At 53.6% G+C, this 26183-nt stretch carries 27 protein-coding genes and 1 pseudogene; 22 read left to right on the top strand and 6 right to left on the bottom strand.

The genetic code is table 11. The features are described from left to right. Positions 1-161 precede the first annotated feature (161 nt). From JD108_RS11990 to JD108_RS11960, 9 genes and pseudogenes are all read left to right on the top strand, one after another. Positions 162-365, top strand: a complete 204-nt coding sequence (locus JD108_RS11990) for a cold-shock protein (RefSeq protein WP_198826317.1) — start codon at positions 162-164, stop codon at positions 363-365. Between the two features lie 121 nt (positions 366-486). Then, positions 487-1422: a phosphotransferase family protein gene (locus JD108_RS11985; RefSeq protein WP_198826316.1), complete on the top strand. Its 936-nt coding sequence runs from the start codon at positions 487-489 to the stop codon at positions 1420-1422. Between the two features lie 247 nt (positions 1423-1669). Beyond that, positions 1670-2095 (top strand): Na-translocating system protein MpsC family protein, encoded by a 426-nt coding sequence (locus tag JD108_RS11980; RefSeq protein ID WP_267459272.1) that lies wholly within the window; start codon positions 1670-1672, stop codon positions 2093-2095. Between the two features lie 271 nt (positions 2096-2366). Continuing rightward, entirely contained in the window at positions 2367-2843 is a 477-nt protein-coding gene (locus JD108_RS11975; protein ID WP_198830090.1) for a Na-translocating system protein MpsC family protein, read from the top strand. Next, positions 2815-2985, top strand: a pseudogene (locus JD108_RS22585) (PAS domain S-box protein); the annotation flags it as partial. The gene JD108_RS11975 and the pseudogene JD108_RS22585, both read left to right, overlap by 29 nt. A 16-nt stretch (positions 2986-3001) precedes the next feature. After that, the gene (locus tag JD108_RS22580; protein WP_267459271.1) at positions 3002-3430 is read left to right on the top strand and encodes a histidine kinase dimerization/phospho-acceptor domain-containing protein; all 429 of its coding nucleotides are present in this window, start codon (positions 3002-3004) and stop codon (positions 3428-3430) included. A 25-nt stretch (positions 3431-3455) separates the two neighbouring features. Further along, complete coding sequence (locus tag JD108_RS22325) at positions 3456-3695, top strand: ATP-binding protein (protein ID WP_267459270.1); 240 nt, start codon at positions 3456-3458, stop codon at positions 3693-3695. 139 nt (positions 3696-3834) lie between these two features. Further along, positions 3835-4680 (top strand): PAS domain-containing protein, encoded by an 846-nt coding sequence (locus tag JD108_RS11965; RefSeq protein ID WP_198826315.1) that lies wholly within the window; start codon positions 3835-3837, stop codon positions 4678-4680. Positions 4681-4926: 246 nt separating this feature from the next. Then, positions 4927-6402: a protein adenylyltransferase SelO gene (locus JD108_RS11960; RefSeq protein ID WP_198826314.1), complete on the top strand. Its 1476-nt coding sequence runs from the start codon at positions 4927-4929 to the stop codon at positions 6400-6402. Positions 6403-6589: 187 nt separating this feature from the next. Here the strand turns inward: JD108_RS11960 and JD108_RS11955 are convergent, their stop codons facing one another. After that, on the bottom strand, positions 6590-7999 hold the full coding sequence (locus JD108_RS11955) for a hypothetical protein (protein ID WP_198826313.1): 1410 nt from the start codon (positions 7997-7999) through the stop codon (positions 6590-6592). Positions 8000-8084: 85 nt separating this feature from the next. After that, positions 8085-8231, bottom strand: coding sequence for a hypothetical protein (locus JD108_RS11950; protein ID WP_198826312.1), 147 nt, complete (start codon positions 8229-8231; stop codon positions 8085-8087). 224 nt (positions 8232-8455) lie between these two features. On the opposite strand from JD108_RS11950, the gene JD108_RS11945 reads away from it, so the two are divergent. Both JD108_RS11945 and JD108_RS11940 read left to right on the top strand, forming a co-directional pair. Continuing rightward, positions 8456-9757, top strand: coding sequence for an AAA family ATPase (locus tag JD108_RS11945; RefSeq protein WP_228728127.1), 1302 nt, complete (start codon positions 8456-8458; stop codon positions 9755-9757). Positions 9758-9775: 18 nt separating this feature from the next. Further along, positions 9776-11509 (top strand): vWA domain-containing protein, encoded by a 1734-nt coding sequence (locus tag JD108_RS11940; RefSeq protein WP_198826311.1) that lies wholly within the window; start codon positions 9776-9778, stop codon positions 11507-11509. Positions 11510-11592: 83 nt separating this feature from the next. Here the strand turns inward: JD108_RS11940 and JD108_RS11935 are convergent, their stop codons facing one another. Both JD108_RS11935 and JD108_RS11930 read right to left on the bottom strand, forming a co-directional pair. After that, the gene (locus JD108_RS11935) at positions 11593-12291 is read right to left on the bottom strand and encodes a YdeI/OmpD-associated family protein (protein ID WP_198826310.1); all 699 of its coding nucleotides are present in this window, start codon (positions 12289-12291) and stop codon (positions 11593-11595) included. A 25-nt stretch (positions 12292-12316) separates the two neighbouring features. Then, positions 12317-13192 (bottom strand): 5'-3' exonuclease, encoded by an 876-nt coding sequence (locus JD108_RS11930; RefSeq protein ID WP_198826309.1) that lies wholly within the window; start codon positions 13190-13192, stop codon positions 12317-12319. Positions 13193-13442: 250 nt separating this feature from the next. Between JD108_RS11930 and JD108_RS11925 the strand changes: the two genes are divergently transcribed. The 7 genes from JD108_RS11925 to JD108_RS11895 all read left to right on the top strand — a co-directional run bounded on the left by JD108_RS11925 (position 13443) and on the right by JD108_RS11895 (position 19130). Continuing rightward, on the top strand, positions 13443-13649 hold the full coding sequence (locus tag JD108_RS11925; protein WP_198826308.1) for an alpha/beta-type small acid-soluble spore protein: 207 nt from the start codon (positions 13443-13445) through the stop codon (positions 13647-13649). A 188-nt stretch (positions 13650-13837) separates the two neighbouring features. Then, positions 13838-14104, top strand: a complete 267-nt coding sequence (locus tag JD108_RS11920; protein WP_198826307.1) for a hypothetical protein — start codon at positions 13838-13840, stop codon at positions 14102-14104. A gap of 82 nt (positions 14105-14186) precedes the next feature. Continuing rightward, positions 14187-15059, top strand: a complete 873-nt coding sequence (locus tag JD108_RS11915; RefSeq protein ID WP_198826306.1) for a M23 family metallopeptidase — start codon at positions 14187-14189, stop codon at positions 15057-15059. 17 nt (positions 15060-15076) lie between these two features. Beyond that, positions 15077-15892 carry a GTP pyrophosphokinase gene (locus tag JD108_RS11910; protein WP_198826305.1) on the top strand — a complete coding sequence of 272 codons (816 nt, stop codon included), beginning with the start codon at positions 15077-15079 and terminating at the stop codon, positions 15890-15892. Positions 15893-15957: 65 nt separating this feature from the next. Then, positions 15958-17199, top strand: coding sequence for a D-alanyl-D-alanine carboxypeptidase family protein (locus JD108_RS11905; RefSeq protein WP_198826304.1), 1242 nt, complete (start codon positions 15958-15960; stop codon positions 17197-17199). Between the two features lie 217 nt (positions 17200-17416). Next, entirely contained in the window at positions 17417-18247 is an 831-nt protein-coding gene (locus tag JD108_RS11900; RefSeq protein WP_198826303.1) for a glycosyltransferase family 2 protein, read from the top strand. Then, the gene (locus tag JD108_RS11895; RefSeq protein ID WP_198826302.1) at positions 18228-19130 is read left to right on the top strand and encodes a glycosyltransferase family 2 protein; all 903 of its coding nucleotides are present in this window, start codon (positions 18228-18230) and stop codon (positions 19128-19130) included. The genes JD108_RS11900 and JD108_RS11895 overlap by 20 nt, the downstream gene beginning before the upstream one ends. Before the next feature lie 49 nt (positions 19131-19179). Here the strand turns inward: JD108_RS11895 and JD108_RS11890 are convergent, their stop codons facing one another. Further along, positions 19180-19947, bottom strand: a complete 768-nt coding sequence (locus JD108_RS11890) for a hypothetical protein (protein WP_198826301.1) — start codon at positions 19945-19947, stop codon at positions 19180-19182. A gap of 8 nt (positions 19948-19955) precedes the next feature. Beyond that, entirely contained in the window at positions 19956-21176 is a 1221-nt protein-coding gene (locus JD108_RS11885; RefSeq protein ID WP_198826300.1) for a glycosyltransferase family 4 protein, read from the bottom strand. Between the two features lie 200 nt (positions 21177-21376). On the opposite strand from JD108_RS11885, the gene JD108_RS11880 reads away from it, so the two are divergent. The 4 genes from JD108_RS11880 to JD108_RS11865 are packed head-to-tail and all read left to right on the top strand — an operon-like array spanning position 21377 to position 26114. Then, complete coding sequence (locus JD108_RS11880; RefSeq protein WP_198826299.1) at positions 21377-22660, top strand: nucleotide sugar dehydrogenase; 1284 nt, start codon at positions 21377-21379, stop codon at positions 22658-22660. A gap of 12 nt (positions 22661-22672) precedes the next feature. Then, on the top strand, positions 22673-23659 hold the full coding sequence (locus JD108_RS11875) for an NAD-dependent epimerase/dehydratase family protein (protein ID WP_198826298.1): 987 nt from the start codon (positions 22673-22675) through the stop codon (positions 23657-23659). Further along, positions 23656-24585, top strand: coding sequence for an NAD-dependent epimerase/dehydratase family protein (locus JD108_RS11870; protein WP_198826297.1), 930 nt, complete (start codon positions 23656-23658; stop codon positions 24583-24585). Before JD108_RS11875 ends, JD108_RS11870 begins: the two co-directional genes overlap by 4 nt. Further along, a complete protein-coding gene (locus JD108_RS11865) occupies positions 24582-26114 on the top strand; it encodes a glycosyltransferase (protein ID WP_198826296.1) in 1533 nt (510 codons plus the stop codon). Before JD108_RS11870 ends, JD108_RS11865 begins: the two co-directional genes overlap by 4 nt. Positions 26115-26183: the final 69 nt, after the last annotated feature.

Raw genomic sequence — 26183 nt, 5'->3', positions numbered from 1 at the left:
AGCATAGACGAAACCTTGTGCAATAGATAAAAATGAAGGCACCTGTTAGAGGGAAGCTATTCTTCATTTTCCTTGCTGACATGTGTTTTTTTCTTTTTACATGAAGCTTTTCAGGTTTGCACATAATACTGTTGGAAAACTGTTGGAGGTAGGTTACCGATATGGAAACAATTGGCACAGTAAAATGGTTTAATGCAGAAAAAGGTTTCGGGTTTATTCAAGTGGAAGGCGGGGAAGACGTATTCGTGCACTACAGCGCGATCCAAGGGGAAGGTTTCAAAACCCTTGACGAAGGGCAGCGCGTGCAGTTTACCATTGTCCAAGGCAACCGTGGTCCGCAAGCGGAGAACGTGGTAAGGCTGTAAAGAATCCCCGTGTCAAAAAGCAACTGTCACCCAGACAGTTGCTTTTTTGATCGATCCAAACCATCCTGAGCGTTTTATGGTACAATGTTCTTCCATAAGCTGGATGGGAAGGGGGGTTCCTGTGGAGGAGAAGATCAGCGCATGGCGTGAATGGATCCCGTCTCTCGCCGATGCGACGCAAATTACACCGATTCGGGATGGCTTTTCGTTTGACCGCAAATACCTGGTGATACACCGGGACGGTCGAAAGCTGCTGCTGCGAACAGCGGAACTTCGGCATTATGATGGTAAACGAGCTGAATATGAAGTCATGCAAGCGATCCGAAAGTACGACGCAAAAAGTCCCATTCCGCTGGAAATGGGGAAAATCATGCCGCTGGGTCTCTGCTATTACATCCTCAGCTACATCGAAGGCGAGGATGCGCGCCGCGTATTGCCGCAATTGACCCCATCGGAACAGTATCAAATCGGCTGGGAAGCCGGTCAGACGTTGGCAAGGCTTCATCGACATCCCGCACCTGCAACCACTGGTCCATGGTATGAGCGGATTGTGAACAAAACGAAGGGCTATGTCGATGCCTACCGAACCTGTGGCATCAAAATCAGACATGATGAAAAGATCATAACCTTCCTGGAAGACAACAAGCATTATCTGCAGGATCGCCCCAATCAATTCCAACATGATGATTATCACGTAGGCAATCTGATCGTATCAGGCAGAGCATTCGCAGGCGTGATCGATTTTAACCGCTTCGACTGGGGCGACCCGCTCCATGATTTTTGCAAATTGGCTTTGTTCAGCCGAGAATGCAGCGTCCCGTTTTCGGCAGGGCAGATTGCCGGCTACTTCGGGCGGGAGAGAATCCCGGAGCTTTTTTGGAAGCTTTACGCGATGTATGCCGCGATCAGTGTCTTTTCGTCGATCGTCTGGTCCGTCCGCGTGACGCCGGATAAAGTGGAGGAGATGCGACATCGTCTGCTCGCTCTATGTGAAGACCACGATGATTTTGACAGTTGCATCCCCGCTTGGTACCGAAACTGGGGAATGAGCGAATGACTTGAACAAGTTTCTCGGTTTGTGCCAAAAATTTACCGTAACTGTGATATAGTAAAATAGGGGGAAGGACAGAACGCCTTTTCCGTAACAAAAGAGGACTGATGGTGTGGAGACAAAAGTGCAAGCAGATCTAAGCAGTTATGTCGGACGGGTGCTTCGCGATCACTTTGGGAAAGGGCCAGAATCCGTCTTTGTTTCCATAGGGCATACTTTTATCACGTTCTAACTGCGGAACTTCCTTTCTCCGATGGAAAGGATCTTGCTCCAGCAGGACGAAATCTTCACAATCGGAAAGACCAGAGACCTGCTGATGAAGAATCTGATGCCGGAGCTTGTCGCGTATATGAAGATCGCGACCGGCGTCGAGATACGCGAGGTCTACTATGACTGGAGCTTGCATAATAAGTCAGGAGTCATCGTAGCGATTTGCAGCGAGCCGATCCCCTTCTCTCCCGAGATCATCGAAGAGTATCACGGAAAAGAACGAATCCATGAAGAAATCAACAGCATCAGCATGCAAGTGCAGAAATATCCCGAGGAGATCTTCTCCTACCAAACCAAGAATCGCCGCACAATCATCGTGGTTCGCAGCGGCATTCTGGTCGCCATCGAGAAAGAACTGATCCGTCTTGGCTTTAGGGAGACGCTCAAGATTGCCAAGAGGGAATTTTGATATTTTCGCCGATTGGGATTTTGACCTCGACAAAAGTGTCATTGTATTTATTGTCAACCCGACTACATAAACTGGTGGAAGTGTACGAGACATCCTCGTCCTGAGGGTGAGCTGGTCATGAGCCGGAATAGCAGCTTTTCCAAAGCTGACTGTTCCGGCTTTTTTACTTCCACCTAAAAAGGAATGAAAAGATGGAAAGTGTTGTACAGCAGACAGAAATCAGCAGCTATATTGGGAAAATCCTTCGTGAGCATTTTGGCAAGGGGCCGGAATCCATTTTTGTTTCCGGGCCGGACACACGTATCTCACCGTCTACATCCGCAACTTTTTATCACCGATCGAACAGGTTTTGTTGGAACAGGGACAGGAGAGAACCGTACAGACCATCAGGGATGCGCTGATGAAAAAACTATTGCCGGAAATCAAAGCATACATAAAAAAAATCACGGAGAGGGATCTCGTCGAGTTTTACTACGACTGGAACTTCCAGCAGATGTCCGGTCTGCTGCTCGGGATCAGCTCCACGCCTTTTTTCATGGGCCCTGCTTTCTCTGAGGAGTACGAAGGGAAGGAAACCTTGCACAGGGAGATGTACCTGCATCATGAACACGTACACCGCAAGCCGACAAAAGCTTGTTGGTGTTCTGCTTGGGCCATGAACAGGGCGGCGCGCGAAAAGCATAACGCTTGTCACTCATTCGTGGAGAGGTGCGATTGGCATGAAAAATGGAGTGGATACGCAAAGTGATATCCTTTTTCTTCAGACATTTGCCTATGCGTCGATCGGTACGGCGATTGTTGGCCTGGACGGTCGGCTGGTAAAAGTAAACCAATCCTTTTGCAACATGATCGGATACGCCGAAGAGGAGTTGCTCGCCTGCACCTATCAGGAGCTGGCCCATCCCGATGATCTCGCGGTCGATCAAGAATTACCGGAAACAATTGTTGAGCGGAAGGATCGACTCCTACCAGATGCGAAAGCGTTTGGTATCAAAGGAAGGGGAGCTTTTTTGGGTCTTGCTGCACAACAACCTGATTCGCGACGAGCAAGGGGATCCGCAGTATTTTCTCTCCCAATTTCAAGGCCGGCTGACGGAGAAGGAGCAGGAGTGCATCCTCTTGGAAATAGAGCGGAAAATGGCGCAGGAGCTGCTTCGCAACTCGGAGAAGCTCACCATCGCCGGACAGCTGGCTGCCGGAATCGCCCATGAAATACGCAATCCGTTGACCTCGCTCAAAGGCTTTCTCCAGCTGATGAAAGCAGGGGCGGAGTACAGAGAAGACTACCTGAACATCATGGAGAGCGAACTGAGCTGGCGGCAGGCTGACCATTGAAGCGAGGGCCAAGGGGGATTCGGCGATGATTCGCTTCTCCGATGAGGGCTGCGGCATCCCGGTGGACAAGCTCAAAAAATTGGGTGTCCCCTTTTATACCACAAAAGAAAACGGCACCGGCCTGGGTCTGATGGTCAGCTACAACATCGTGGAAAACCACAAAGGAAATATCCATGTCATCAGCAAAGTGGGAAAAGGGACGACTTTCACCATCTCCTTGCCACTCAGCGTATCCTCGAAATGCTTGCAGCCTGCGCTGCAGTGAATCGCGAGCGCAAAATTTTACGCGGGGAAATGCAATTTTTGCGTGATCTTTCCTCTGCCTTTCCCTTATCCTGAACCTATGGAAGCAGAGAGGATGGGCTTCGGTGGTTGTGCCAATCAGAGGGAAGGAGCGCGAATACATGAACGAACATCGTGATCAGATCGATCGTGAGAAGCGGCAAACGGCAGATGCGCCGGACGACCGCTACAAGATCATCGCGGAAAACACCTTGGACACGATTGTGCTGGTTGACAACCAGGCGCGGGTGCTGTTTGTATCCCCCTCGTTCCAACGCTTTTCCGGCTATCGCACCGAATTGTATGAAGGACAGGATGCCTTCGAGATGATCCATCCCGATGATCGGGAACGCGTCCGCTTCGCGCATAAAGATTCGATTCGCACCAAAAGAGAAGTGGACATCGCCTATCGGATCTTCCATGCCGAGGGTCATCTCCTCCACGTAGAGGCCCGCGTCAAGCCTGTTCTCGATGAGACGGGAAGCGTCCATTTTGTCGTAGCGGTGGACAGGGACGTCACCGAACGGAAAAAGACCGAGGAGCTGTTGGAAAACATCCTGGATAACGTCAACGCTGCTGTCTGGTCGACAGACAAGGATTTTAGCAGGTATACGTTTTGCTCGGAGAATATCGAAAAGATTTCAGGCATCCCCCGCGAGGAGATCCTGCATCAGCCCATCCGGCTGCACGACCATATCCATCCGGAAGACAATGCCAAACTCCTGGGGGAAGTAAAAGCCCAACTCGATCGGGGCATCCCGGTCACCCAAGAGTTCCGGTTTATCCATATTGAAGGGGAGACGAGGTGGGGGCGGCTGATTGTCCATCCCTGTGCCGGACCATTCGGAGCGATTGAGAGGCTGGACGGCATTATTCTGGATATTACGGAGAAGGAACGCTCCGAGCTGGCGCTGGAGGAAAGCGAGCTTTGCAGCGACGGAAAGCTGTATGAAGTCATCGGCATCTAAACGTTTAAGAGAATGTTGCTGCAAGTGGCCAAGAGGAGAAGGGATCAGTATCCATTTCCCCGATATTTCCCAACCACTGCACAAGCTAAGCGTAAATCGTAAACGAGCATAGGGCAAGAAACCGCCCAAGAAGTTTTTCTTTTTGCACGGGGGATGCTATGATCTGTATACCATGAACAAAAATGGACAAACCATCATACAATACTGTGAGGACGTTTAAAAATACACACGAAAACAGGAGATGCCATGACAGAGACAAAAACTCGAACAGAAACAGGATGGGACTTTGACAACAGCTATGCGCGCCTCCCTGAGTTCTTTTTTTCCAAACAGGACCCCACCCCTGTCCGTTCACCAAAGCTGGTCATTCTAAATGAAACGCTCGCCGCAGATCTCGGCTTGAATGCCCAGGCGCTGCAAAGCGATGAGGGGACGGCGGTATTCGCGGGCAACCAGATACCCGCAGGCGCTTCGCCGCTGGCGCAAGCCTACGCCGGGCATCAATTCGGCCATTTTACCATGTTGGGCGATGGCCGTGCGATCCTGCTCGGCGAACAGATCACACCCGCAGGTGACCGATTCGATATTCAATTGAAGGGCTCAGGGGTTACCCCTTATTCGCGCAGGGGGGACGGGCGAGCCGCCCTCGGACCGATGCTGCGCGAGTACATCATCAGCGAAGCGATGCATGCCCTTACCATCCCGACTACCCGCAGCCTGGCGGTGGTGACCACCGGTGAAGTCGTATACCGTGAGACGATGCTCCCTGGCGCCATCCTGACCCGCGTCGCGGCCAGCCATCTGCGCGTCGGCACTTTCCAATACGCCGCCAAATGGGGCACGCAGGAGGATCTGCGGGCATTGGCAGATTACACGATCCAAAGGCATTACCCCGAGGTTGCGGAAAGCGACAACCGCTATCTCTCGCTTCTGCAGGAAGTGATCAAGCGCCAAGCCGAACTTATCGCCAAATGGCAGCTGGTCGGCTTCATCCACGGGGTCATGAACACAGACAATATGGCCATAAGCGGCGAAACCATCGACTATGGACCTTGCGCGTTCATGGATACCTACGATCCCGCTACCGTATTCAGTTCGATTGACACCCAAGGCCGCTATGCCTACGGCAATCAGCCGTATATTGCGGCATGGAATCTCGCCCGATTTGCCGAGACGCTGCTGCCGCTGATAGACGAAGATGTCGACCGGGCAATCGAACGCGCGGAAGAGGCGATTAACGATTTTCCCAGTCAGTTTCATCGACATTGGCTCGAGGGGATGAGAGCAAAGCTGGGACTTTTCCACGAAGAGCCGGAGGACGAGGCGCTCGTCAAAGAGCTCCTCACGATGATGCAGGAGCATCGGGCGGATTACACCAATACATTCCTCGGACTGACGTTTGACAAGCCAGAGGATACGGCTTTGTTTGGCGCCGATAATTTTAAAGAGTGGCAGGAGAAGTGGCAGGCGCGAAGAAGCAGGCAGCCGGAGTCGTTGGACGATTCCCGCCAACTGATGCGAAACAGCAATCCTGGGGTCATCCCGCGCAACCATCGCGTAGAAGAAGCCCTGGAGGCGGCAGTACACAGGGGCGACAACAGCGTCATGGAGCGTCTGCTTGACGTGCTGTCCAAGCCTTATGCGCACTCTCCGGAACAGGCAGCGTACGCAACCCTGCCAGCGGACACGTCTTGTCCGTATCGAACCTTTTGCGGTACCTGATCGAAAGAGGACAGAGCCGTTGAAGCATGGCCGGCTTACAGAAAAAAGGCGTTATTTTCCTTCTCTCGGGAATAACGCCTTTCTTTTTTGGGATCTCTTGCTTCCCGGAATCGAAGTGATGAAACCAAAGGCAGTATCCAAACAGCGGAGAAGAAATAACGACTCCGCTTTCAGTTTGTTTCCAGTTTTAGATGAGGAACATGGCGAAAATCGTCGTCACCAACAGGCCGATGATGACGGGATACAGGTTTCGGCGCGCCAGCTCGAAGGGATCGACGCGGCAGATCGCCGCAGCGGGGATCAGGGCCCACGGGATAATCGTACCGCCCCCTACCCAGATCGCGGATATCTGCCCCAGAGCGGTCAAAGTGTCCGCCCCCGTCCCGATGGCAGTGGCGAACAACTGAGCCAAGGAGCCTGCCAGCGTAATGCCGGAAAAACCGGAGCCGTCCAATCCCGTAATGACGCCGATGCCGGTCAAGGCGAGCGCGGCCACTTCTTTGCTGAGCGGAATCGTATGAGCCAGCGCGACGCCCAGGTCGTTTACGATGCCATGCGAGCCTTGGGGGAGAGTTTCGCCAAATACTTTGCCAAATCCGCTGTCTCCCATGTAAAAGAAGGCAGCAATGGGGATGACGGGACCAAATACTTTGAAGCCGAATTGGAAGCCTTCGATCAGATGGGCGGTTACCTTTTCCAGGCCGGCACCTTTGTGTGCAAAAAGCGTGATGCCTACCAGGATCAGGAGCGCGGTGCCGCCAACGAGCGCGGTTGCGTCGCCTCCCTTCAGATCGAGGACGAACATGGCGATGACGTCCAGCAGAAATAGCAGGACGACAGCCGCTGCCAGCCACTTCTGTGTGGGTGTTGACAGGGGCTTCACAGAGATACCGCCGGACGATTTGCCTGTCGCCGCATCCTTTGCTGCTGTATCCCCGGTCATGGGGATCAGACCGCTTTTCATATCTTTTCGCAAATACCAGTAAGCGGCAATCGTCGTGACCGCGCCCATGACGATCACCAGCGGGACACTGGCGGATATGACATCCGTTACGGGCAGACCAGCCGCTTTGGCGGTCAAAGTCGGTGCGCCCTGGATGATAAAATCGCCGGACAGCGCGATTCCGTGCCCAAACAGGTTCATCGCGACCGCCACGCCGATTGCGGGAAGCCCGACGCAGATGGCCGCCGGCAAGAGAACCGCTCCGATCAGCGCCACGGCCGGCGAGGGCCAGAAGAACCAGGAGATGACCATCATGGCGATCCCGATGCCCCAAAAGGCGAGGGCCGGTGTTTTGATCAGGGAAGAGACCGGTTTGACCATCGCTTCATTAATGCCGGTTTCGGTCAACACCTGGCTCATCGCGACAATCATCGAAATGACCAGAATCGTCGGCAAGAGCTCCGTGATCGCGTAGATGAAGCTGCCAAACAATCCGCCGACTGCTGTGAAAACGCTCCCTGTGGCGGTCCATCCCAAAAGGCCGATCCCGATCATGCACAACAGACTGGTGTCTCGCCTCATCATCATCGTCACAATGATGAGGATCACGAACAGGACATAGACACCGTGAAGCCAGGTCAACTCTACACCCATGCCGATTCCCTCCTCGCATCAGGAGAATCCTACTGGATATCAGATTATGCAGGCAAACAGGCATGGGTGAGCGTGTAACCCTTGATTATAAACGGTTGTAATGGAGCGTTCTCCAGACCTCCCACATCCAGTGATGGGTCACATGATCCAGTTCTTCCGTTCTGTTTAGGATCTGGTAGATTCGTTCCATCAGTTTGTCGTATTCTTCTTCCGTCAGCTGTACCTGGGGCACGCGGATCTTCCTTCCCTACGGTTATTGATATCCAGTTTATCCCAGCAGGGTTATCGGTCATACGCCCTGGTCGAGGTCTGTATGGAGACCTTGATTTCCAGACGATTCAAAACTGGAAAAGAACAGGCGTTTATGCGAGGATAGGGAGGTACGGCATCTACTGCAAAAAGACCGACAAGTAGCGACAAAAGAGGGGGGAGCGGCGCCAACGCAGCGCCATTGCCATGCTGAAAGTGATCCAGCTGCAACAAAAAATGGACCAAGCCATCGAAATACTGGAGCGTCGTTTTCTTGAGCGAAGCGAATTGATCCGTCTGCTCATGCTCGGCATTATGAGCGGAGAAAATGCCCTGTTGATCGGACCGCCGGGCACCGCCAAATCACAGCTCGCCCGCTCCATTTCCAAACTCTTCGGATCGGAACACTGGTTTGAATACTTGCTGACCCGTTTTACCACACCGGACGAGATCTTCGGTCCGGTATCTTTGCAGCAGTTAAAAGCGGATCAATACGTGCGAAAGACGGCCGGGTATCTGCCCTCCGCCCAATTCGCCTTTCTCGATGAAATTTTCAAGGCAAACAGCGCCATTCTCAATTCTCTGCTCTCCATTTTGCACGAGCGCATCTACTTTAATGGCAAAGAGAAAGAAAGCGTCCCGCTGCTTTTTCTCGTCGCCGCCTCCAATGAACTGCCGGATGAGGACGAGCAGTTGACGGCCTTGTACGACCGTTTTCTCATCCGCTATGAAGTAGGCTACCTGCAGCACGCATCCAGCTATGAGAAGATGTTCCATCTCCCGGCTGCGGAAATACCGGTGGTCTTTTCTCTCTACGATGTAAGAGACGTGCAAGCCGCCGCCCGAGACGTCACCATCTCCGAAGGCTTGATCTACTTCCTGTACAGCCTGAAAAAAGACCTGGAGGAAAAAGAGCATCTTATCTCGGACAGAAGATGGAACAAAATCGTCCATGTCTGGAAGACATCCGCCGTGCTCAATGGCCGCGATCATGTCTCGATCTGGGATACCGTCTATACGCCGCACATGCTCTGGGATGTGCCGGAGGATTTGCCTGTTCTGCGGGAACTGTTTGAAAAGCGGTTTACCGAACAGGTAAAAGCGGAGCTGGAGTCGGATTTGCCGCTCCGCAAATACCAGCAAATCGCGCAGCGCTGGCTGGAGAAAGAATCGGAGCTGCACGCCTTTCAGTTCAAAAAGGAGATCGGCCACAAACTGGGCAAGGAAAAGGCGGAGCAGTATGTCGCCTTGCTGGAGCAATGCCGCATGGAACTGGAAGAAACGGCTCGCGAGCTGCGAAATCGCTTGCTGGACGCGCAGCAGCGCGAGCAAAACATGAACAGCTTTGTCCGCGAGAAAAACCGTTTGATTATTGAACAGGAAAAATACGCATTGAAATACGTCCATTTGCGCGTGGAGGGCGAGAGGATCCTGCAAATGCTGCAAGGGGTGTATCGGACGGTGTTTGACAGAGAGATTGCGGGCGCCGACTATGATTACACCCTCTAAGAAGGTGGGGGGATTCGCATGATCATCCGTGCAAGCAGGGTAGATCGCTATGTATTTGACGGACTCTGCTACTCGTCGCAAGCAGCGAAGGAGTGGATGGAGGAAGCGCGGAAACAGGCTGCCTGGTTTTCTCGCGAGCTGTTGGCCGACTTTTTCATGTGCTTTTTCTTGCCTGCGCCTGAGGTGGATCATACGCAGGAAGCGGCGCCGTTTCACCGCTGGATGGTGCAGACGCTGCGCAAACAGTATTTTTACCAGACGATTCACCCACGGACGATCGGGCAGGAGAGCGCATCGTTTAAGACGGCGATCAAGGCGTTGATGTGGCTGACCCAGAGCTTTGCCGAGGAGGTAAAGCGGCGGGAGCGGGAGCAGCAGCTGTCGCCGTTGGTAGCGGGCCTGGGAAAAGAGCAGGGAGCCGAGGGAAGCGAGCAGGCCCGGTTCTCCGAATTTCTCTCCGAAAAACAGATCAGCCAGCTACAGCTGATGGGCTATACGCTGCAACAGGGGAAGCGGTTGGTCGAGGACAAGCAGGAGGCTGCCGATTCGAAGCCGTTGGTCGAAGCGGAAATTCAGTCGCTCAAGCAGCGCATCCAGGACATGCGCGAGGAGATGCGCGTTCAGTTTACCAAGCGCTCCAAGCTGTTGCAGAAGGTGAAAAAGCTGGAGGAGGAGCTCGCTCAGCGCGAGAAGCAATACGAGCGCTTATCCCGGCAGGAGCGGGAAGCGATCGAGCAGTTTGAGCAGGAGCTGGGCCAGTGGCTGGAGCGCTCGCTCAAGGAAACGCTGGCGGATGAGGAAGTGGATACATCTTTCGTGCAGGAACTGCTCACTGCCAGCCAGCGGTTCGCCAATCGCCGGTGGGGCAGCGACCTTGGCAAACTGCGCAGGCAGACGCTGGAACAATATCTGAAATGGATAGAAAAGCTGAAACGGCATCCCGACTTGCTCGCCTTTTTGGAAGAAGTAGGGCGGAATGTCCACCATTTTCGCATGAAGCGCAAGGAATTGCGGACGCGCCGCCTGCCGGACGAATACGACGACTTGCGGCAATCCGGCGATATCGCCCACATGCTGCCAAGCGAAGCCGCACTCTTGGCCGACCCGGATTACGAGAATTACTTTTACCTAAAGTGGCTGGAACAGAAGCTGATGACCTACGATACGGCCGGCTGGCAGGAAGAAGAGCCAAAAGGTCCTGTCATCTGCATGCTGGATACCTCCCACTCGATGAAAGGCAGCAAGCTGCGGCTGGCACAAATTTTTGTCATGACCTTTGCCGCAATCAGCCTGCTGGAGAAGCGAGATTTCCTGCTGATCCTGTTCGGCGCCAAAGGTGAGCTGAACGAACAGGCCCTGTATTATCGGCGGCCGGATTGGCCGGCCTTTTATTCGCTCGCGCAGATGGCTTTTGGCGGAGGCACTCATTTTGACGCACCGATGAAGCGCGCGATCCGGGTGATTGACGAGCAGCGGCAATTTCAGCGGGCAGACCTGGTGATGGTGACGGATGGCATCGGAGGAATATCGCCCTACGTACGCGACATGCTCGCCGAGTCGGGCCGAAAAAAGCATCTCAGGCTCCACACCCTGATCGTCGGTTCAGCCCGTCAGCATTTGGCACAGACCTACGATATCCTGGGCGTATCACATCAAGTGAGGTTTGCCGCCACCTGGGATATGACCGGCGAGGAGCAAACCGGGCTTCTGTTGGATGTATTTGCCTCGCGTCAGGCACAGGCCGCCACATGATCATGAAAAAAGACCAGACTGGATGTTGTCTTTCCCCCAGTCTGGTCTTTGTCTGTCTGCTCGCCTTCACGTCCACCTGATCGTTAGCTCTTCACCCAGGGATTTTTCAAACCGAGCTGCAGCCGTTCCAATGTTTTTTGGATGCGGCTGTTTCGCGTTTCTTCCCTTTTGGCTTCGGTCACCCAGCGGACGTACTCCTTGCGGTTGGTGTAGGACAGCTGCTCAAAAAAAGCGAGTGCCTCCGGCCGTTGGGCGAGAGCTGCCTGCATATCCTCGGGCACGGTCACGACGCGTTCCTCAGGCGCTTTGGCTTCTGCGGCAGCGGCTGTAGACCTGCTCTTCGATGCACGCGTGGAGCGGGTGGACTTGACCAGCTCGACGGGTCGAAACCGGACGGCCGACCACGTCGCATCGATCGAGATCATCGCGACGCCCTCGTACCCGGCGCGGGTGATCGGCTCCCAGCCTTTGTCGCGGTTGAGATCGGTCTTGATTTTGGAGCTTTGTTTCGGATAGGCGATCCACAAGAGCCCTTCCGGAGTAATTGCCGATAAGGCAACCGGAGCCCAGCTCTCCAGCTCTTCGATGCCATGGACGAAGAGGAGCAGGGCGTCCGCACCTTCCTTTACACGCTCCCGCACATTTGTCTCAGGTGCGGTCAGGACCTCCAGGCGGGCATCTTCCGGCAGGAGGAGCAGCTCCGCGCCATATCCGCTGGGCGGGTTTAGCAAAAGCACCTGGTGTCCTTCTTTGATCCGCAGTTTTTTTGCCAGTTCTGACATTTCACGATCCTCCCCGACATGCCGGCTAGATGCGGCTCAGCAATGTGCGGCCGAACTCGAGCTCTTCCAATTTTTCGCGGACGCGCCCGTCTTCATATTCCCAGCGCGCTTCATCATGGTCGTATGAAATCGGTACATCACGGATAATCGTTGCCAATTTTTGGCTCAGGTAGACCTGATCGCGGTTCTGCTCCAGCTTTTCCCGCAGCTTCGGCGTGCAGGCATCCAGCCGGCTGTACAAATTGTCCAGATTTTGATGCTCACTGATCAGCTTGTGAGCGGTTTTTTCCCCGATCCCCGGACAGCCGGGGATGCAGTCCGAAGCGTCGCCCATCAATGCTTTGATGTCAACCACCTGCTCCGGCTTGATCCCTTTTGTGGCGAGCAGGCTTTCCGGGGTGTAATGCTCATGCTTGCCGCCGTTTTTCAAGACCTTGACGCTCACCTGGCCTGAGATCAATTGCAGGCTGTCGTAGTCACCGGTCGCGATGACGACCTGATGTCCTTCTTCTGCCAGCATGGTGCTCAGCGTTCCTAGTACATCATCTCCCTCATATCCGGGGCAACCTAAGTTGGGAACGGAAAAAGCGTCCGTCACCTCTTTGACCAGGTCAAATTGCGGGATCAGTTCCTCCGGCGGCGCGGCCCGGTTGGACTTGTAGCCATCGTACCACTGGCTGCGGACGAGCGTCTCTCTCGCGGCCACATCCCAGCCGACGGCTACATGCGAGGGGCGGGTCAGATCGATATAGTCGAGCATCATTTTGGTAAATCCGTAGACAGCATTGGTATAGACGCCCTGTGAGGTTTGGCGGTAGCCTCCGGTCCAGGCGGAAGCGTAAAAGGCGCGAAACAAAAAGCTCATCCCATCGATAAGCAGTATTTTATGACGATCACTCACTGCGATAGCTCCTTCCATCAACCTTGCGTGGGTTCGCTTCATTATAGCATAAGTGGGACAGGCACCTGCTTCCCTTTGTCAGATTTTACATCGGGAAAAGAGGAATGCAGGCAAGGCAAGCGAGGGATGATACTATCACAAGAGTTCACCAGGACTCTCTTCTCACCGACTCTCGGTCTCATATGGAGAGAAGCAAGAGCTGGCGGTTCGATTCCGTCCCGAGAGAAAAAAGCGACAGGAGGAATCACACATGGCGAACAACAACTCTGGAAACACCAACAATCTGTTAGTTCCTCAAGCAAACGCAGCCCTGGATCAACTGAAGTATGAGATCGCTGCTGAATTCGGCGTAAATCTGGGCGCTGACACCACCTCTCGTCAAAACGGTTCTGTAGGTGGAGAAATTACGAAACGTCTGGTTAGCTTTGCTGAACAACAACTGGCTGGCCGCGCTTAATCGCTGCAGCTACAAGTAAATATCTGAATGTGAGGGACCCCAAGCTCGGGGTCCTTCTTTGCGCTATGTAACAGATGCGCCCATTCTCGCGGAAGGTGTGCGAACACACAATCCACATCTGCGGACATTCATATGGTGTACTGTACCGGATTTCTCAACTCGGCGACGGAGAGGAGTGACAGCTGGCTGTGAAGAAAAAGGAATTGAAACGCTTGTTCAAAGCCAACCCCGATTTTGAAGCATGGCTCAAGCAGGACCCATCGCGCGTGGCTTCGATCCGGTCCAACCCCGCAGCCGCCGGCGATCTGTTCAAGCGGTGGAGCGATCGCAAAAAAGGAAAAATCGATTTTGAAAACATCTCGCAAAAGACAAAAAGGGCCAGCGAAATGCTGTCAAACATGCAATCGATTATGGATATGATGTCGGATTATAGCAAAAAACAGGCAGGGCTGTAGAAGGCTGAATGATTTTAGCCTTCTTTTTCTTTTTCCATTCCCGCTATGTTTTGTTATACTGGAAAACGGGAGGGAATGCGCGATGATTCAGCAGCTTTCCGGTCTGATGCTGGTAGCTACCGTTCTATTTTCTACGGGGACAAGCCAAGTGGGAAAAGAGATAACAGAACAGGCCCAATCGGCGACCCGGCAGTCCCAGCTTGCGGTAGTCCCTTCAACTTCCAGTCCTGGCGACGTTCTGCTCGCAAAAAGCAGGCAGCCCGCCACGGTCACCTTCTTCCAGAAATCGTACCGGCTCCAGCCTTCTAAAGGAGAATATGTACGGTTTATTCCGGTTCCATTTGACGCAAAGCCTGGAACCCACACGATACAAACTCAGGATCGCATATACGAATCAACGATTACGATCATTCCGAAACAATTTCAGGTGGATCGGCTCACGGTCTCGCAAAAGCTGAACCAGATGAGACAAGACACAGCGAGAATCAACGCCGACCAGCAGAAGATCAACGCCGCCCGCTCCAAGTCGGCGGATAGTGCGTACTTTACGGACAAGTTCTTGTGGCCTGCGGAAGGCCGCATTACAACCCCTTATGGATATCAACGAGTGGTGAACGGCGTGCCGGCCAATCGACATGCAGCCATAGACATCGCCAACAAAACGGGAACGCCGATCATCGCGGCCAATCACGGCCGAGTAGTCCTCGCAGATTCTTTGTATTTGACTGGCAATACGGTGATTATCGACCATGGCCTCCAGGTATTTTCCATCTACGCACACATGTCCAAAATCGAGGTAAAGACAGGCGATGAAGTCAAAGCCGGACAGCAAATCGGACAGATTGGAAGTACAGGCTTTTCGACGGGACCTCATCTGCATTTTGGCATGCTGATCGGAAATACCTACGTCAATCCGCAGCCATTCCTGGAAGCATCGCCGTTCCTCTGGGAGTGACATGGAGGTAGAGAAAGATGAAGACGACACAAGTACCCAACCGGGTATTGAACAGCCTAGTTCATTTTTTGGCACCATATGAACAGGCTGTCGATGAATTGAAACTGAAGCTAAAAGGGATCAAATACGGTTTTTTAAAGCGGGGAGGGTATTCCCCGATCGAGTTTGTCGTGGGTCGCGTCAAAAAAGTGGACAGCCTTTTGAAAAAGGCACAGGAAAAGGGTTTGGATTTTACCAGCACGAATTGGCAGGAAGAGATTGCTAGAGAAATTACGGATATTGCGGGCTTGCGGGTGGTTTGCCGCTATGTCGACGATGTGCTGGAAGTCAAGCAGCTCTTGCAGGAGCGGGAAGACATAGTCATCCACGACATCAAGGACTACATCGCATCGCCAAAAGAGTCCGGGTATCGCAGCATTCACATGATTGCTTCTTATACGGTTTATCATGGCAGCGAAAAGATCACGCTGCTTTGTGAAATACAGATTCGGACTCTGGGAATGAATTTCTGGGCGACCAATGAGCACGAACTGCGCTACAAATACGCCGGAAACATCCCGCAAAACGTGCTGGACCAACTGTACGAAGCTTCTTTGATCACACACCAGCTGGACGTGTTGATGAACAATCTGCGCCAAGAAATCTTGGCTCCGCAGGCGGTTGATTTGACGCTGGAAGAAAAGTTGGAAGAGATTTTCTCTTTGTATGTGAAGCAAGATTATGAATCCGCTGCTGCTTTATACCGCGAACACGTCAGCGGATTTGAACAAGCGTTTCAGGAGAATCCTAAGTTCAAAATGATTTACGATTTGCTGGGAAAACGTCTCCGCTAATACACGGTGCGAACATAGATTCGCAAGACGACGAGTCGAATCGCAAGGGAAAGGAACAGACAAGCATGCGCAATATACTCATGTACCTGCTCGCCGTGGCGTGTCTCTTTTCCGGTTCCGTTGTCAAGCCGGCAATGGCCCAGGCGGGGAGTGCTGTCTTGACACCGGAAGAGATCAACGGAGAGTCCGCCATCTTGATCGATGCGAAAAGCGGTCAGATTTTATTCGAAAAGAACGCGCACGCGAGGCTTTTTCCGGCAAGCATCACCAAGATCGCGACGGGCATCTACGCCATAGAGAACGGAAAGCCGGATGATATTGTTACCGTTTCCAAACGGGCCCGCTGGGAAGAGGGGACGCGCGTCTACCTTGCCGAAGGAGAGCAGGTAACGCTGGAAAAGCTGGAGTACGGCTTGCTGATGAACTCGGGAAATGATGCAGCGACCGCGATAGCCGAACATCTGGGTGGCACCGTGGAGCATTTTGCCGATCTGATGAATGCCTACCTCAAAGAAAAGGTAGGCGTTGAAGAGACGCATTTTACGAATGCCTCCGGTCTGCATGATCCGGATCATTACACCACGGCGGCGGATATGGCCAAAATTGCCCAGTACGCCATGAAAAACGAAAAGTTCCGCGAGATTGTCGCTACTCAGCGTTTGCCCTGGGACGGACTCGAGTGGAAAACCGTGGTGATCAACCACAATAAGCTGCTGCGCAATTACGAGGGTGCGACCGGCATCAAGAACGGCTTCACCGATCAGGCGCGTAACACGCTGGTCGGCTCAGCCAAGCGGGGAGACTCCGAATTTATTGCGGTAACGATGAAAGCCGGTTCTAGCAACTATACTTATAAAGATGTCACGGCGATGCTCGATTACGCATTCGCCCATTACGAAACCAAACAGATCGCCAGCATGGGTCAAACCTTTACGCGCCCGGTTTCCAGCGGTCAGCCGGACCAAACGGGGGATACCGTCAGCTTCACGGCTGAATCCGACTTGTATGCGACGGTTCCAATAGGTGTGGAGCCGGAAACGGAAGTCACCGCGGGTGGTCAGCTGATCGTGCGGGCGGGGGAACTTTCCCGTACCTATGCCCTGAAGAAAAAAGAAGAGCCACGCGTGGCCGCAGCCGCCAGCGGAGGGGAGACCCAGCCATCATCATCACCATCAGGATGGCGATACGGGATCCTGTTCACCTGGCTGGGGCTCAATCTCTTTTTGGTCATGTACGTCATCGCACGGGCGCGGAAGCGTCGGCGTGAGCGCATCCGTCACATTCCCCGGCGGGCAAACTGGTCCTAGCCATAGCTGATGTGCGCGTATCACTTTTTTGCACAGCCGTCCTCATGAGAGGGCGGCATTTTTTGCATGTTCGCGCATGAAACAGCGCCGAGGAACAAACAATGGGACAAGAGGAATCGTAGAAGTCAACAGGGCGGAGGGATAACAGCCGTGTCCATGTACGCGCGACCGACGTATGGTAAAAAGAAATGATTTTTACCAGAAAGGGGGAGACGCGATGGACGACGAGACAGCTGCAATTCCAGAGGTTTCTGTTGTCATTCCAGCGCGTAATGAAGGAAAGCGTATCGTCCGCGTCATCGAGGAAGCAAGAAAAGTATCCCCCTCGATTGAGATCATTGTCGTATCCAACGGCATCCAGGATGAGACGACAAAACTGGCTCTGGAAGCGGGCGTCCGGGTGATCGAAGGATACCAGTCCCTGGGGTATGATGTAGGGCGAGCCGTCGGCGCCTACTTCGCGAAAGGGAACGTTTTGTTATTCCTGGACGCCGACTTCGTCGTGCCGGCGAAAAAGCTGATGCCCTACGTCCAGGCAGTCCAAAGCGGCTGGGACATCGCGCTAAACGCGTATTCCGGATTTGCGACCAAACACCGGATACACCCCACCTCCATGGCCAAACGGCTGCTCAATCACATTGTCGGCAGACCGGATCTGAGGGGCAGCTCCATGACGACCGTGCCCCATGCCATGAGCCGCAAAGCCTTGCAGACGATCGGCTGGAAGGAACTCGCGGTCCCCCCCAAGGCGCATGTGAAAGCAATCCTCGTAGGTTTGTCGATCACGCGGGTCAGCCTCATCAATACCGCAAAGGTAAACCGGAGGCGGATTGGACGGACCGAAAATGTAAGGGAATTGGTGCTCGGCGACCATGCCGAAGCCATCGGATATGTATTGAAGCAAAAGGGGAATCGCGCGGGTTATACGGATATGGAGCGAAAACGCCAGTTATTACACATTCCCGGGCATTTTCATCTGCGGTCGGTATTGCGAGAAGAGCCGATGCAAGGAGAAAGGGGAGATTGGCGTGGTTACCCGGATCGTTAAGAACCGTGCACAGGCAAAAAAGCGTGCATCACGCAAGAATGCCCTCAACCGCAGCAAAAGGCCGATTCTCCACAAGCAAGCACGGCAAGCGAACAAGCGGCATCTCTCTGTGATCATCCCGGTGCAAAACGAGGAAAAGACAATCGAAAAAGTTCTGCAGCAGGCGGAACGGCTGCACCCAAAAGAGATTCTGGTCATCGCAAACGGGTGTCAGGACCAGACGCCACAGCTCGTGGCAAGGCATCGGGTCATTCGTTATTCGTACCCTTTCCGATTGGGACATGATGTCGGAAGAGCGATTGGGGCCAGAGAAGCGACGGGCGATGTTTTGCTGTTTATCGACGGTGATATGGTGATCCCAGCAGAATACCTTCAGCTTTTTGTGTCAGCTTGTTACCGGGGAACCGATATTTCCCTAAATAATGTGAATCCATTTCTCAATCAAACCGCAAAAATAGATGCGATCAGTATGGCCAAATCGTATTTAAACCGCATGCTGCTTCGTCCAGACCTGGGTTTTTCTTCCTTGACCGCTGTACCGCACGCGATGAAACGTTCGGCTGTTTCTTTGTTGGGCTACGATAGTCTGATGGTTCCGCCGCTCGCCCAAACCATCGCGATCCTGCAAGGGCTGCGCGTCGAGCATCCAGCCAGCGTGAATGTGATCCGGCTCAATCGGAAACGAAGCAACAATCGTCTCGCAAACAATCAGGTGAGAGATATGATCTTGGGGGATCATTTGGAGGCGTTTCAGTACCTGCAAGAGATGAAGTCTGAGCGGGCGTTTTTCCCCGACCAGTTGCGCCGTCGACACCTCTTTCAACAGATGGAGCGCACGGAGGAGCTGACCCCCCAGCATCTGCTCCTGCCTGCGGATATATAAGGTGAATAAAAAACCGTTGTCACGCAATCGCGACAACGGTTTTTGATATTTACAATTCCGTATCGGGGGTGAGGATATCATCTCCACTCGATTGCGTCGGATCCAATACTTCAGCTCGGGCATAAGCCAGACTGGTCGTAAAAGCGGGATCGGGAATCTGATAATTCTCGGGCAGTTCCCCGACGACGAGGGACCATAGTCCGGGATCGATAGTAGGGTCGGTGTTCTGCGAAAAAATGTGATCAAGGTGCGGGATCTCCGTGTTGTTTGCGTGGATTTCCTCGATTAAGGGGGCAGGGGCATTGATATCGCCGGGATCCCACATCGGTACGGCAGTTGCAGCAACCGCTTGATAGTTCCGTTGGGGAGCCTGAGAGGCATACGCACCAGGGCCGGTTCGTTTTCTCTTTTTCTGAACGGGAGCCAGGCGCTTCCACTGTCTTCTCCTGCTCGTGTGCGCAAGTCTCCGCTTGCCTTTTGTCCATGGCTTAGTCAAGAGTTTAGGTTTTGGTACCAGTCTTGGTCTCGCTGCCTTCTTGGCTTTTGCACGGTTGAGCGTATTCATGACGAGTCGAAAGGGAAGCCGTCTGGCCGCATCCAGGGTCATGCTGAAGCCCCTTCTCCGCATCAGCTGACAGTAGGCAAGGTAGATTTTATTTCTTCTCTTGATGGTGAGCTGTCGATTTTGCGTCACCTTTGCTTTTAGTTTCGGGGCTTTTCGAAGGTTCACAGACGTCTGACGAATCCGCGCTTTGGCGTGCAGGAGGACTTTATTCCTTTTAAGCGGGGCATGGCCGATCGCTTTTTTGATTGCCATGGTCTTGTCTACTCCTTCCCTAATGCTGCGAGGTACATTTTCATGGTTTTATCCAACAGCGTGGATGGTGCCCAGCGGATCATCCCCCATTTCCGGCCCTGTTCGGCCGCTTGCTTGCGGATGAACGGATTGGAGAGAACCGTGTTCAATTTGGCTGCAAGATCTTCACTATTGCGTGAGGAAAAGATGAAGCCGGTCTTATTGTGGGAGACCATCTCCGGGATACCGCCGGCGTCAGATGCGACTACGAGTTTGCCGGCTACTTGGGCTTCCATGATCGAGAATGGGTGGTTGTCCTGAACAGAAGGAAGGACGAGAATATCGCTTTTTTTCATGAGCTGTGGGACGTCATTGCGATCGCCCAAAAAGTGGACGACATCCATAATCCCCAGTGAATGAGCCATGGCTACCAGTTCATCATACAGGATGCCATTCCCGATCAGCCAACAGACAAAGTCATTCCTGCGCTGTTTCAGCATGTGCAAAGCCTTGAGGAGATAGCGATGTCCCTTGACCGGAACGAGTCTTGCTGGGCAGATCAAGACAGTTTTTCCCGCAGGAACAGGAGGGACATAGGAGTAGGTAGGAGCGTTGTATTTTTGCAAGAATTCACCAATGTCCATGCCGTACGGAATAGTGTGGAGGATACGGGCGGGCACGCCGTAGTTAGGTCCGCTCAGCTTTCGTTTCAGCCATGCGGTGGGCACGATCGTTTTCGTCGCAGAAGTGGCACCGTAGTATTCCTCTTTGCAGACGTATTTCCAGGGAATGGATCGTCTGCTGGTGACGTCGCCGGCGATGACATGCTCGGTAGCGAGCAGACCGTGTATGGTCGACACGAGAGGAACATGGCGCGGTTTGACTCTCCATAGCGCACGCGTCGAGATAATGTCCTGCGTGTGGATGAGGTCGTACCCTTTCAAATTGAAGGTGACGGCGGCCAGCTCGTAGGCATACCGCTCGATCTCGCGCCAACGAACCCAAGGGTCGACATATGGCTGCGAGGTTTCGTAGTACTTGATGACATTGTCATAGACTACCTGCTTGATCTTCGCTTTTGTCAAGTACCGCCCGGTGTGAACCATATAGTATTTGTCCATGTCGGGGTGGTGGGCGAGTACGTCGACCTGGTGGCCTGCCCGGATCAACTCTTTCCGAAGCACGTTGACATAGGTATTGACCCCCCCTACGTGCGGCAGGTACCAGTAAGTTGCGATGAGGATACGCACCTATGAATCTCTCCTTTTCTGTTTCATCGCACAACGGCTCACTATGATATATGTCGACATGCGGACTTGCGGAAGAGGATGTTCATCTATTTTTTTGTGACATACACCCTACTCTTTTAAAAGATGGTATATCCGACCATATCGGATGGATGGTCGTTCACATATCCTAACATAGCCATAAACGAAGGGAGGAAACCTGGTTGACCGCGGACAAAGAAAAGGCGGCACCTGTCGTGGCCATCATCGGGTTGGGGTATGTCGGGTTACCTCTTGCCATGCTGTTTGCATCGAAAAGAGTATCTGTTATCGGGATAGACGTTGACACAAAAAAAGTAGAAATGCTTCACTCGGGCAGAAGCTATTTGACCGACATACATGATCGTGAGATTCGCTCACTCTTTGAGACGGGGTGTTTTGAAGCCACCCATGATTTCGCGGAAGTCCGGTTTGCCCAAGCGATTATCCTCTGCGTGCCAACGCCTCTCCGCGATCATTCGTACCCGGATTTAAGCTACGTCCAGGCTGCTGCCAAATCGCTCGTGCCCTACCTGCATAACGGTCAATTGATTGTACTGGAAAGCTCCACGTTTCCGGGAACGACGGAAGAGGTGCTGCTGCCAATCTTCGCTCGGAGCGGACTTTTGGCAGGCAAAGATTTCTTCCTCGGCTATTCTCCGGAGAGAATTGATCCCGGCAACAAAGCTTTTTCATTGGAAGAGATTCCGAAGGTGATCAGTGGAATCTCACCTGCTTGCTTGGAAAAGGTAAAGGAGATATACGGGCTGGCATTTCAACACCTCGTACCGGTCAGTTCGCCAAAAGCGGCCGAAATGACGAAATTGCTGGAGAACAGCCAGCGCTTTGTCAACATCTCCTTTATGAATGAATTCGCTATGATCTGTGCGGAGATGGGAATCGATGTGTGGGAAGTGATCGAAGCCGCCAAAACGAAGCCGTACGGATTCACGGCTTACTATCCCGGACCGGGCATCGGTGGACATTGCATCCCGGTCGATCCGCTCTACCTGCAATGGAAGGCTAAACACTACGATCAGGAGACGCGCTTCATCCAGCTGGCCAAGGCGATCAACGACCAGATGCCGGACTATATCATCAGCCGCATCCTCAAGCTGCTGGGGAGTGAAAAGCCGCTGACGCAGCAGCAAATATTGCTGATCGGCCTGACGTACAAAAAAGACGTAAACGACGTAAGAGAATCGACGGCGCTGGCGATCCTGGAAAAGCTGGACAGCATGGAGCTGAACGTCGCCTACCATGATCCGCTTGTACCCGAATTGAGGGTAAACGGCAGAGAAATCGGAAGCACGCCGCTATCGCCGACGGGCTTGTCCACCTATGACTGCGTCGTACTGCTAACCGACCATACCGGGCTTCCCTATGAAATGATTGGAGACCATGCCCGATTGCTCTTTGACACTCGCCGCGTCTATACCCGTTCGCAAAATAATCTCATTTCGTTATAGGGAGGAGATTCTGTGAAAATTCTGGTGACGGGGGGAGCCGGTTTTATCGGTTCCCATCTGGTAGAGCGCTTATTGCGAGAGCAGCACGAGGTGTGGGCGCTGGATGACCTGTCTACCGGCAAACATGCGTTTGTATCCCCCTTGCAAGCACACCCGAACATGCATTTTGTCCAAGGCAGCGTGCTCGATGAAAAGATCCTGCGGGAGCTGGTCCGGAAGGTAGACGCAATCTACCATCTGGCAGCCGTTCTCGGGGTAAAAAATACCGTGGAAAACCCGTTGAAGGTGATCAATGGGAATATCGACGGCACCAAGCTGGTGCTGGAGGCAGCCTTCCCCGAACGGAAGAAGGTCATTTTCGCCTCCACCTCCGAAGTCTACGGGAAAAATACCGCGATTCCTTTTCAGGAAGACGACGACCGGATTCTGGGTTCGACAGCTACCCATCGCTGGTGCTATTCCACCGCCAAAGCGCTGGATGAGCATCTCTGTCTCGCATACGCTTCGATGGGACTGCCGGTTACGATCTTGCGCTATTTCAACACCTACGGTCCGCGGGCGACCTCTTCTGCGTACGGCGGAGTGATCCCGCGGTTTGTGACCGCCGCCCTGAAAAACGAACCGCTGTACGTCTACGGAACAGGTGAGCAGACACGCTGCTTTACCTTCATCGACGATACCGTAGAAGGGACGTTCCGCGCTTTGCAGCCGCAGGCAAACGGCCTCGTGATCAATATCGGGAATGACAAACCGATTTCCATTCGGGAAACCGCCAAACTGGTTGTCGAACTGGCCCAATCGTCCTCGCCGATCATCACCCGTTCTTATGAAGAAGCATACGGCCCCGGCTACGAAGACATGCAGCGGAGACAGCCCAGCTTGCAGCGTGCTCTCGAAGTGCTGGATTACCGGCCGCAGGTATCTTTGGCGGAAGGCTTGAAGAAGACGATCGACTGGTACCGGCAGCAGCTACAGAAGTCGGGGAGAGATTCCGGATGAGAGTGCTCGTTACAGGAGGGGCAGGCTTTATCGGGTCCCATATCGTAGAGCTGCTGCTGGCCCAAGGCCACCAAATTATCGTCATCGATAACCTGTCGACTGGAGTACGCTCGCGTCTTTCTCCCGAGGTGCAGCTGATCGAGCGAGATATTCGGGACCCGGAGCTGGTCAATCTCTTTCGATCACTACGCCCCGAAGCAGTCATCCATCAGGCCGCGCAGGTGGATGTCGCCCGCTCGATGACCGAACCGCTTTCGGACGGCAGCGTCAACGTAATGGGGACGCTGAATGTAGCAGATGCCGCGGTCAAGAGTGGAGCGAGGAAGATCATCTTCGCCTCCTCCTGCGCTGTGTACGGGGAAACAGCGGAAGACAAAATTGCAGAAACGCATCCGATTCAACCCATTTCCCTATACGGCGCTTCCAAATGGCTGGGCGAGTGGTATCTGGACTGGTACTCCCGGCATTATTCGATCGACGTCTCCGTGCTGCGTTACTCCAATGTGTACGGTCCCCGCCAAGGTGTCAAAGGAGAGGGCGGGGTGGTCTCGATTTTTGCGCGCCAACTCTTATCCGGCGCATCGCCTGTCATCTACGGGGACGGGCGGCAAACGCGGGATTTTGTCTTTGTCGAGGACGTTGCCGCGGCCAATGTGCGCGCACTGACAGAGGGGTCTCGCTCTATTTGCAATATCAGCACGGGGCAAACGACGACCATCCAGCAGCTGTGCGAACAACTGCAAGAGATAACCGCCGTCCGGCTCCCGATCTTGTATCAGGAGGAGCGGCATGGCGATATTCGCCACAGTTGTCTGAACAATCAAAAGGCGCTTGAGTTGCTGAGATGGCGGCCTCTCACTTCTCTTCGCGAAGGATTGAAAAAAACCGTTGCGTTCTTTTCCGCTGGAGGAGGGAAACAAGAGTGAAAGTGCTGCTGACAGCCTATACTGCCTATCCACGGATCGGCGGTAGAAGCACCGTCATGAACATACTGAAGCAATGTCTGGAGGCAGCTGGACATCAGGTAGATATCCTGGCTCATACGCCCGGTCTGCAGGAGGTCTATATCGTAGGGAGGCAGCGTGTCCAGAAATATCCGCTCCGCAAGGCAGTGGAAGCATATTTGGACAGGACTCTGCCCTTTTCGTTTCCCGACATGACACCGTGGATGCGCTGGCGCGAGACGGAGAGATACACCTTCGAAGCAGCCATACGAGCGATGGATCTCAGCGCCTACGACCTCATCCACACCCACGACATTATGTCTTCGCTGGCGTGTCAGCGTGCCATCGAGAACATCCCGATCGTCGCTTCTTTTCACAACTTGAAGTCAAAAGAATGGCAGGTGAATGACCAGGACGGCTGCAAACCGTCCATCGAAACCCGGTATGTGTCGAGAGAGGAGTATTTCAGCGTATCCAGGCCTGCGTATACGCTCGTGCCCTGCGAGTGGCTTCGCGCGTCGTTTATCGAGCTCGGAGCCGAACCATCCCGTCTGCATGTGGTCCCGTACGGCATTCTGCTTCAAGATTTTCAGCAAAAAGCCGCTGCGGAGACGGAGCTGATCAAAAAGAGCGGGGTCCCCGTCCTGCTCTGTCCGGCCCGTCTGGTTCCCATCAAAGGACATCGCTATCTGCTTCGCGCCTTGGAGAGGCTGCAACGGGAAGGCCGGACATTTGTGTGCTGGATCGCCGGAAATGGCGTACTGGAGCAAGAACTGAAGGAAGAGGTGCGGCGGAGAAACTTGACCGAAAGCGTCCGTTTCCTGGGCGGCCGCACTGATCTGCCGGCCGTGATGCGCCTGGCAGATGTCGTGGTTCTCCCGACCTTGCATGACACCTCGCCGCTGGTGATCATGGAGGCGCAACTCAGCGGTCTGCCGGTCATCTCCACAGATGTGGGCGGCGTCAAAGATCTTTTGCTTGACGATCCCGCAGGTATGGTCGGACCGGGAGCGGATGCGGAGTATCTGTACCGGGCCATCAGCCAATTCATCGCCGAACCTGAGAAATGGTCCAGGCGGGCGCAGCTCTTTCGCAGCCGCGCAGAGGAGAGGTGGTCCGACAAGCGCTTGGCGGAAGAGACACTCTCCTGGTATCGGACGGCGATTGAGTCCTTCCGAGGCAATCCGCATGCGCAAAAAGAGCTGAAGCTCGATGAGGAATTGCTCCGAGCGGTTTTTGAGTCGGGATCAAACCCGCCAGCCTTGACGGAACAGGGTTCGATCGACGGGAAAGTGTACGGAGGGGAGGCATCGGTCCCCTTCACAGTGCATTTACTGGATATTTCCTGGGTCACGCTGCAGACAGCAAAGACAGACGCACAGGGGCATTTTTCCTTCGAACACGTCCCGCCAGGCGCCTATGCCGTCATGGGAACAGACGGGACACGTTGGAATGCCCTGCATGTCCAGGTCAGGGCGAGAGAGCGGAGTATCTGCCATCTGAGCTTGTAGGGAGAGGAGGGGGCATGTGGCTGTTCTTCGGCGAGGGTATCCTTCCGGAACGGACACATGCTCCGTTTA

It is taken from the genome of Brevibacillus composti, from assembly GCF_016406105.1.
Taxonomy (GTDB): domain Bacteria; phylum Bacillota; class Bacilli; order Brevibacillales; family Brevibacillaceae; genus Brevibacillus; species Brevibacillus composti.
The sequence above is the reverse complement of the archived record's forward strand: the minus strand, read 5'-3'. Positions and strand labels throughout refer to the sequence as shown.

Coding starts and splice junctions, on each gene's coding strand:
- JD108_RS11990 (WP_198826317.1), top strand. CDS start 162: ATGGAAACAATTGGCACAGTAAAATGGTTTAATGCAGAAAAAGGTTTC.
- JD108_RS11980 (WP_267459272.1), top strand. CDS start 1,670: ATGGAAAGGATCTTGCTCCAGCAGGACGAAATCTTCACAATCGGAAAG.
- JD108_RS22580 (WP_267459271.1), top strand. CDS start 3,002: ATGATCTCGCGGTCGATCAAGAATTACCGGAAACAATTGTTGAGCGGA.
- JD108_RS22325 (WP_267459270.1), top strand. CDS start 3,456: ATGATTCGCTTCTCCGATGAGGGCTGCGGCATCCCGGTGGACAAGCTC.
- JD108_RS11965 (WP_198826315.1), top strand. CDS start 3,835: ATGAACGAACATCGTGATCAGATCGATCGTGAGAAGCGGCAAACGGCA.
- JD108_RS11960 (WP_198826314.1), top strand. CDS start 4,927: ATGACAGAGACAAAAACTCGAACAGAAACAGGATGGGACTTTGACAAC.
- JD108_RS11955 (WP_198826313.1), bottom strand. CDS start 7,999: ATGGGTGTAGAGTTGACCTGGCTTCACGGTGTCTATGTCCTGTTCGTG.
- JD108_RS11945 (WP_228728127.1), top strand. CDS start 8,456: ATGCTGAAAGTGATCCAGCTGCAACAAAAAATGGACCAAGCCATCGAA.
- JD108_RS11940 (WP_198826311.1), top strand. CDS start 9,776: ATGATCATCCGTGCAAGCAGGGTAGATCGCTATGTATTTGACGGACTC.
- JD108_RS11935 (WP_198826310.1), bottom strand. CDS start 12,291: ATGTCAGAACTGGCAAAAAAACTGCGGATCAAAGAAGGACACCAGGTG.
- JD108_RS11925 (WP_198826308.1), top strand. CDS start 13,443: ATGGCGAACAACAACTCTGGAAACACCAACAATCTGTTAGTTCCTCAA.
- JD108_RS11915 (WP_198826306.1), top strand. CDS start 14,187: ATGATTCAGCAGCTTTCCGGTCTGATGCTGGTAGCTACCGTTCTATTT.
- JD108_RS11910 (WP_198826305.1), top strand. CDS start 15,077: ATGAAGACGACACAAGTACCCAACCGGGTATTGAACAGCCTAGTTCAT.
- JD108_RS11905 (WP_198826304.1), top strand. CDS start 15,958: ATGCGCAATATACTCATGTACCTGCTCGCCGTGGCGTGTCTCTTTTCC.
- JD108_RS11900 (WP_198826303.1), top strand. CDS start 17,417: ATGGACGACGAGACAGCTGCAATTCCAGAGGTTTCTGTTGTCATTCCA.
- JD108_RS11890 (WP_198826301.1), bottom strand. CDS start 19,947: ATGGCAATCAAAAAAGCGATCGGCCATGCCCCGCTTAAAAGGAATAAA.
- JD108_RS11870 (WP_198826297.1), top strand. CDS start 23,656: ATGAGAGTGCTCGTTACAGGAGGGGCAGGCTTTATCGGGTCCCATATC.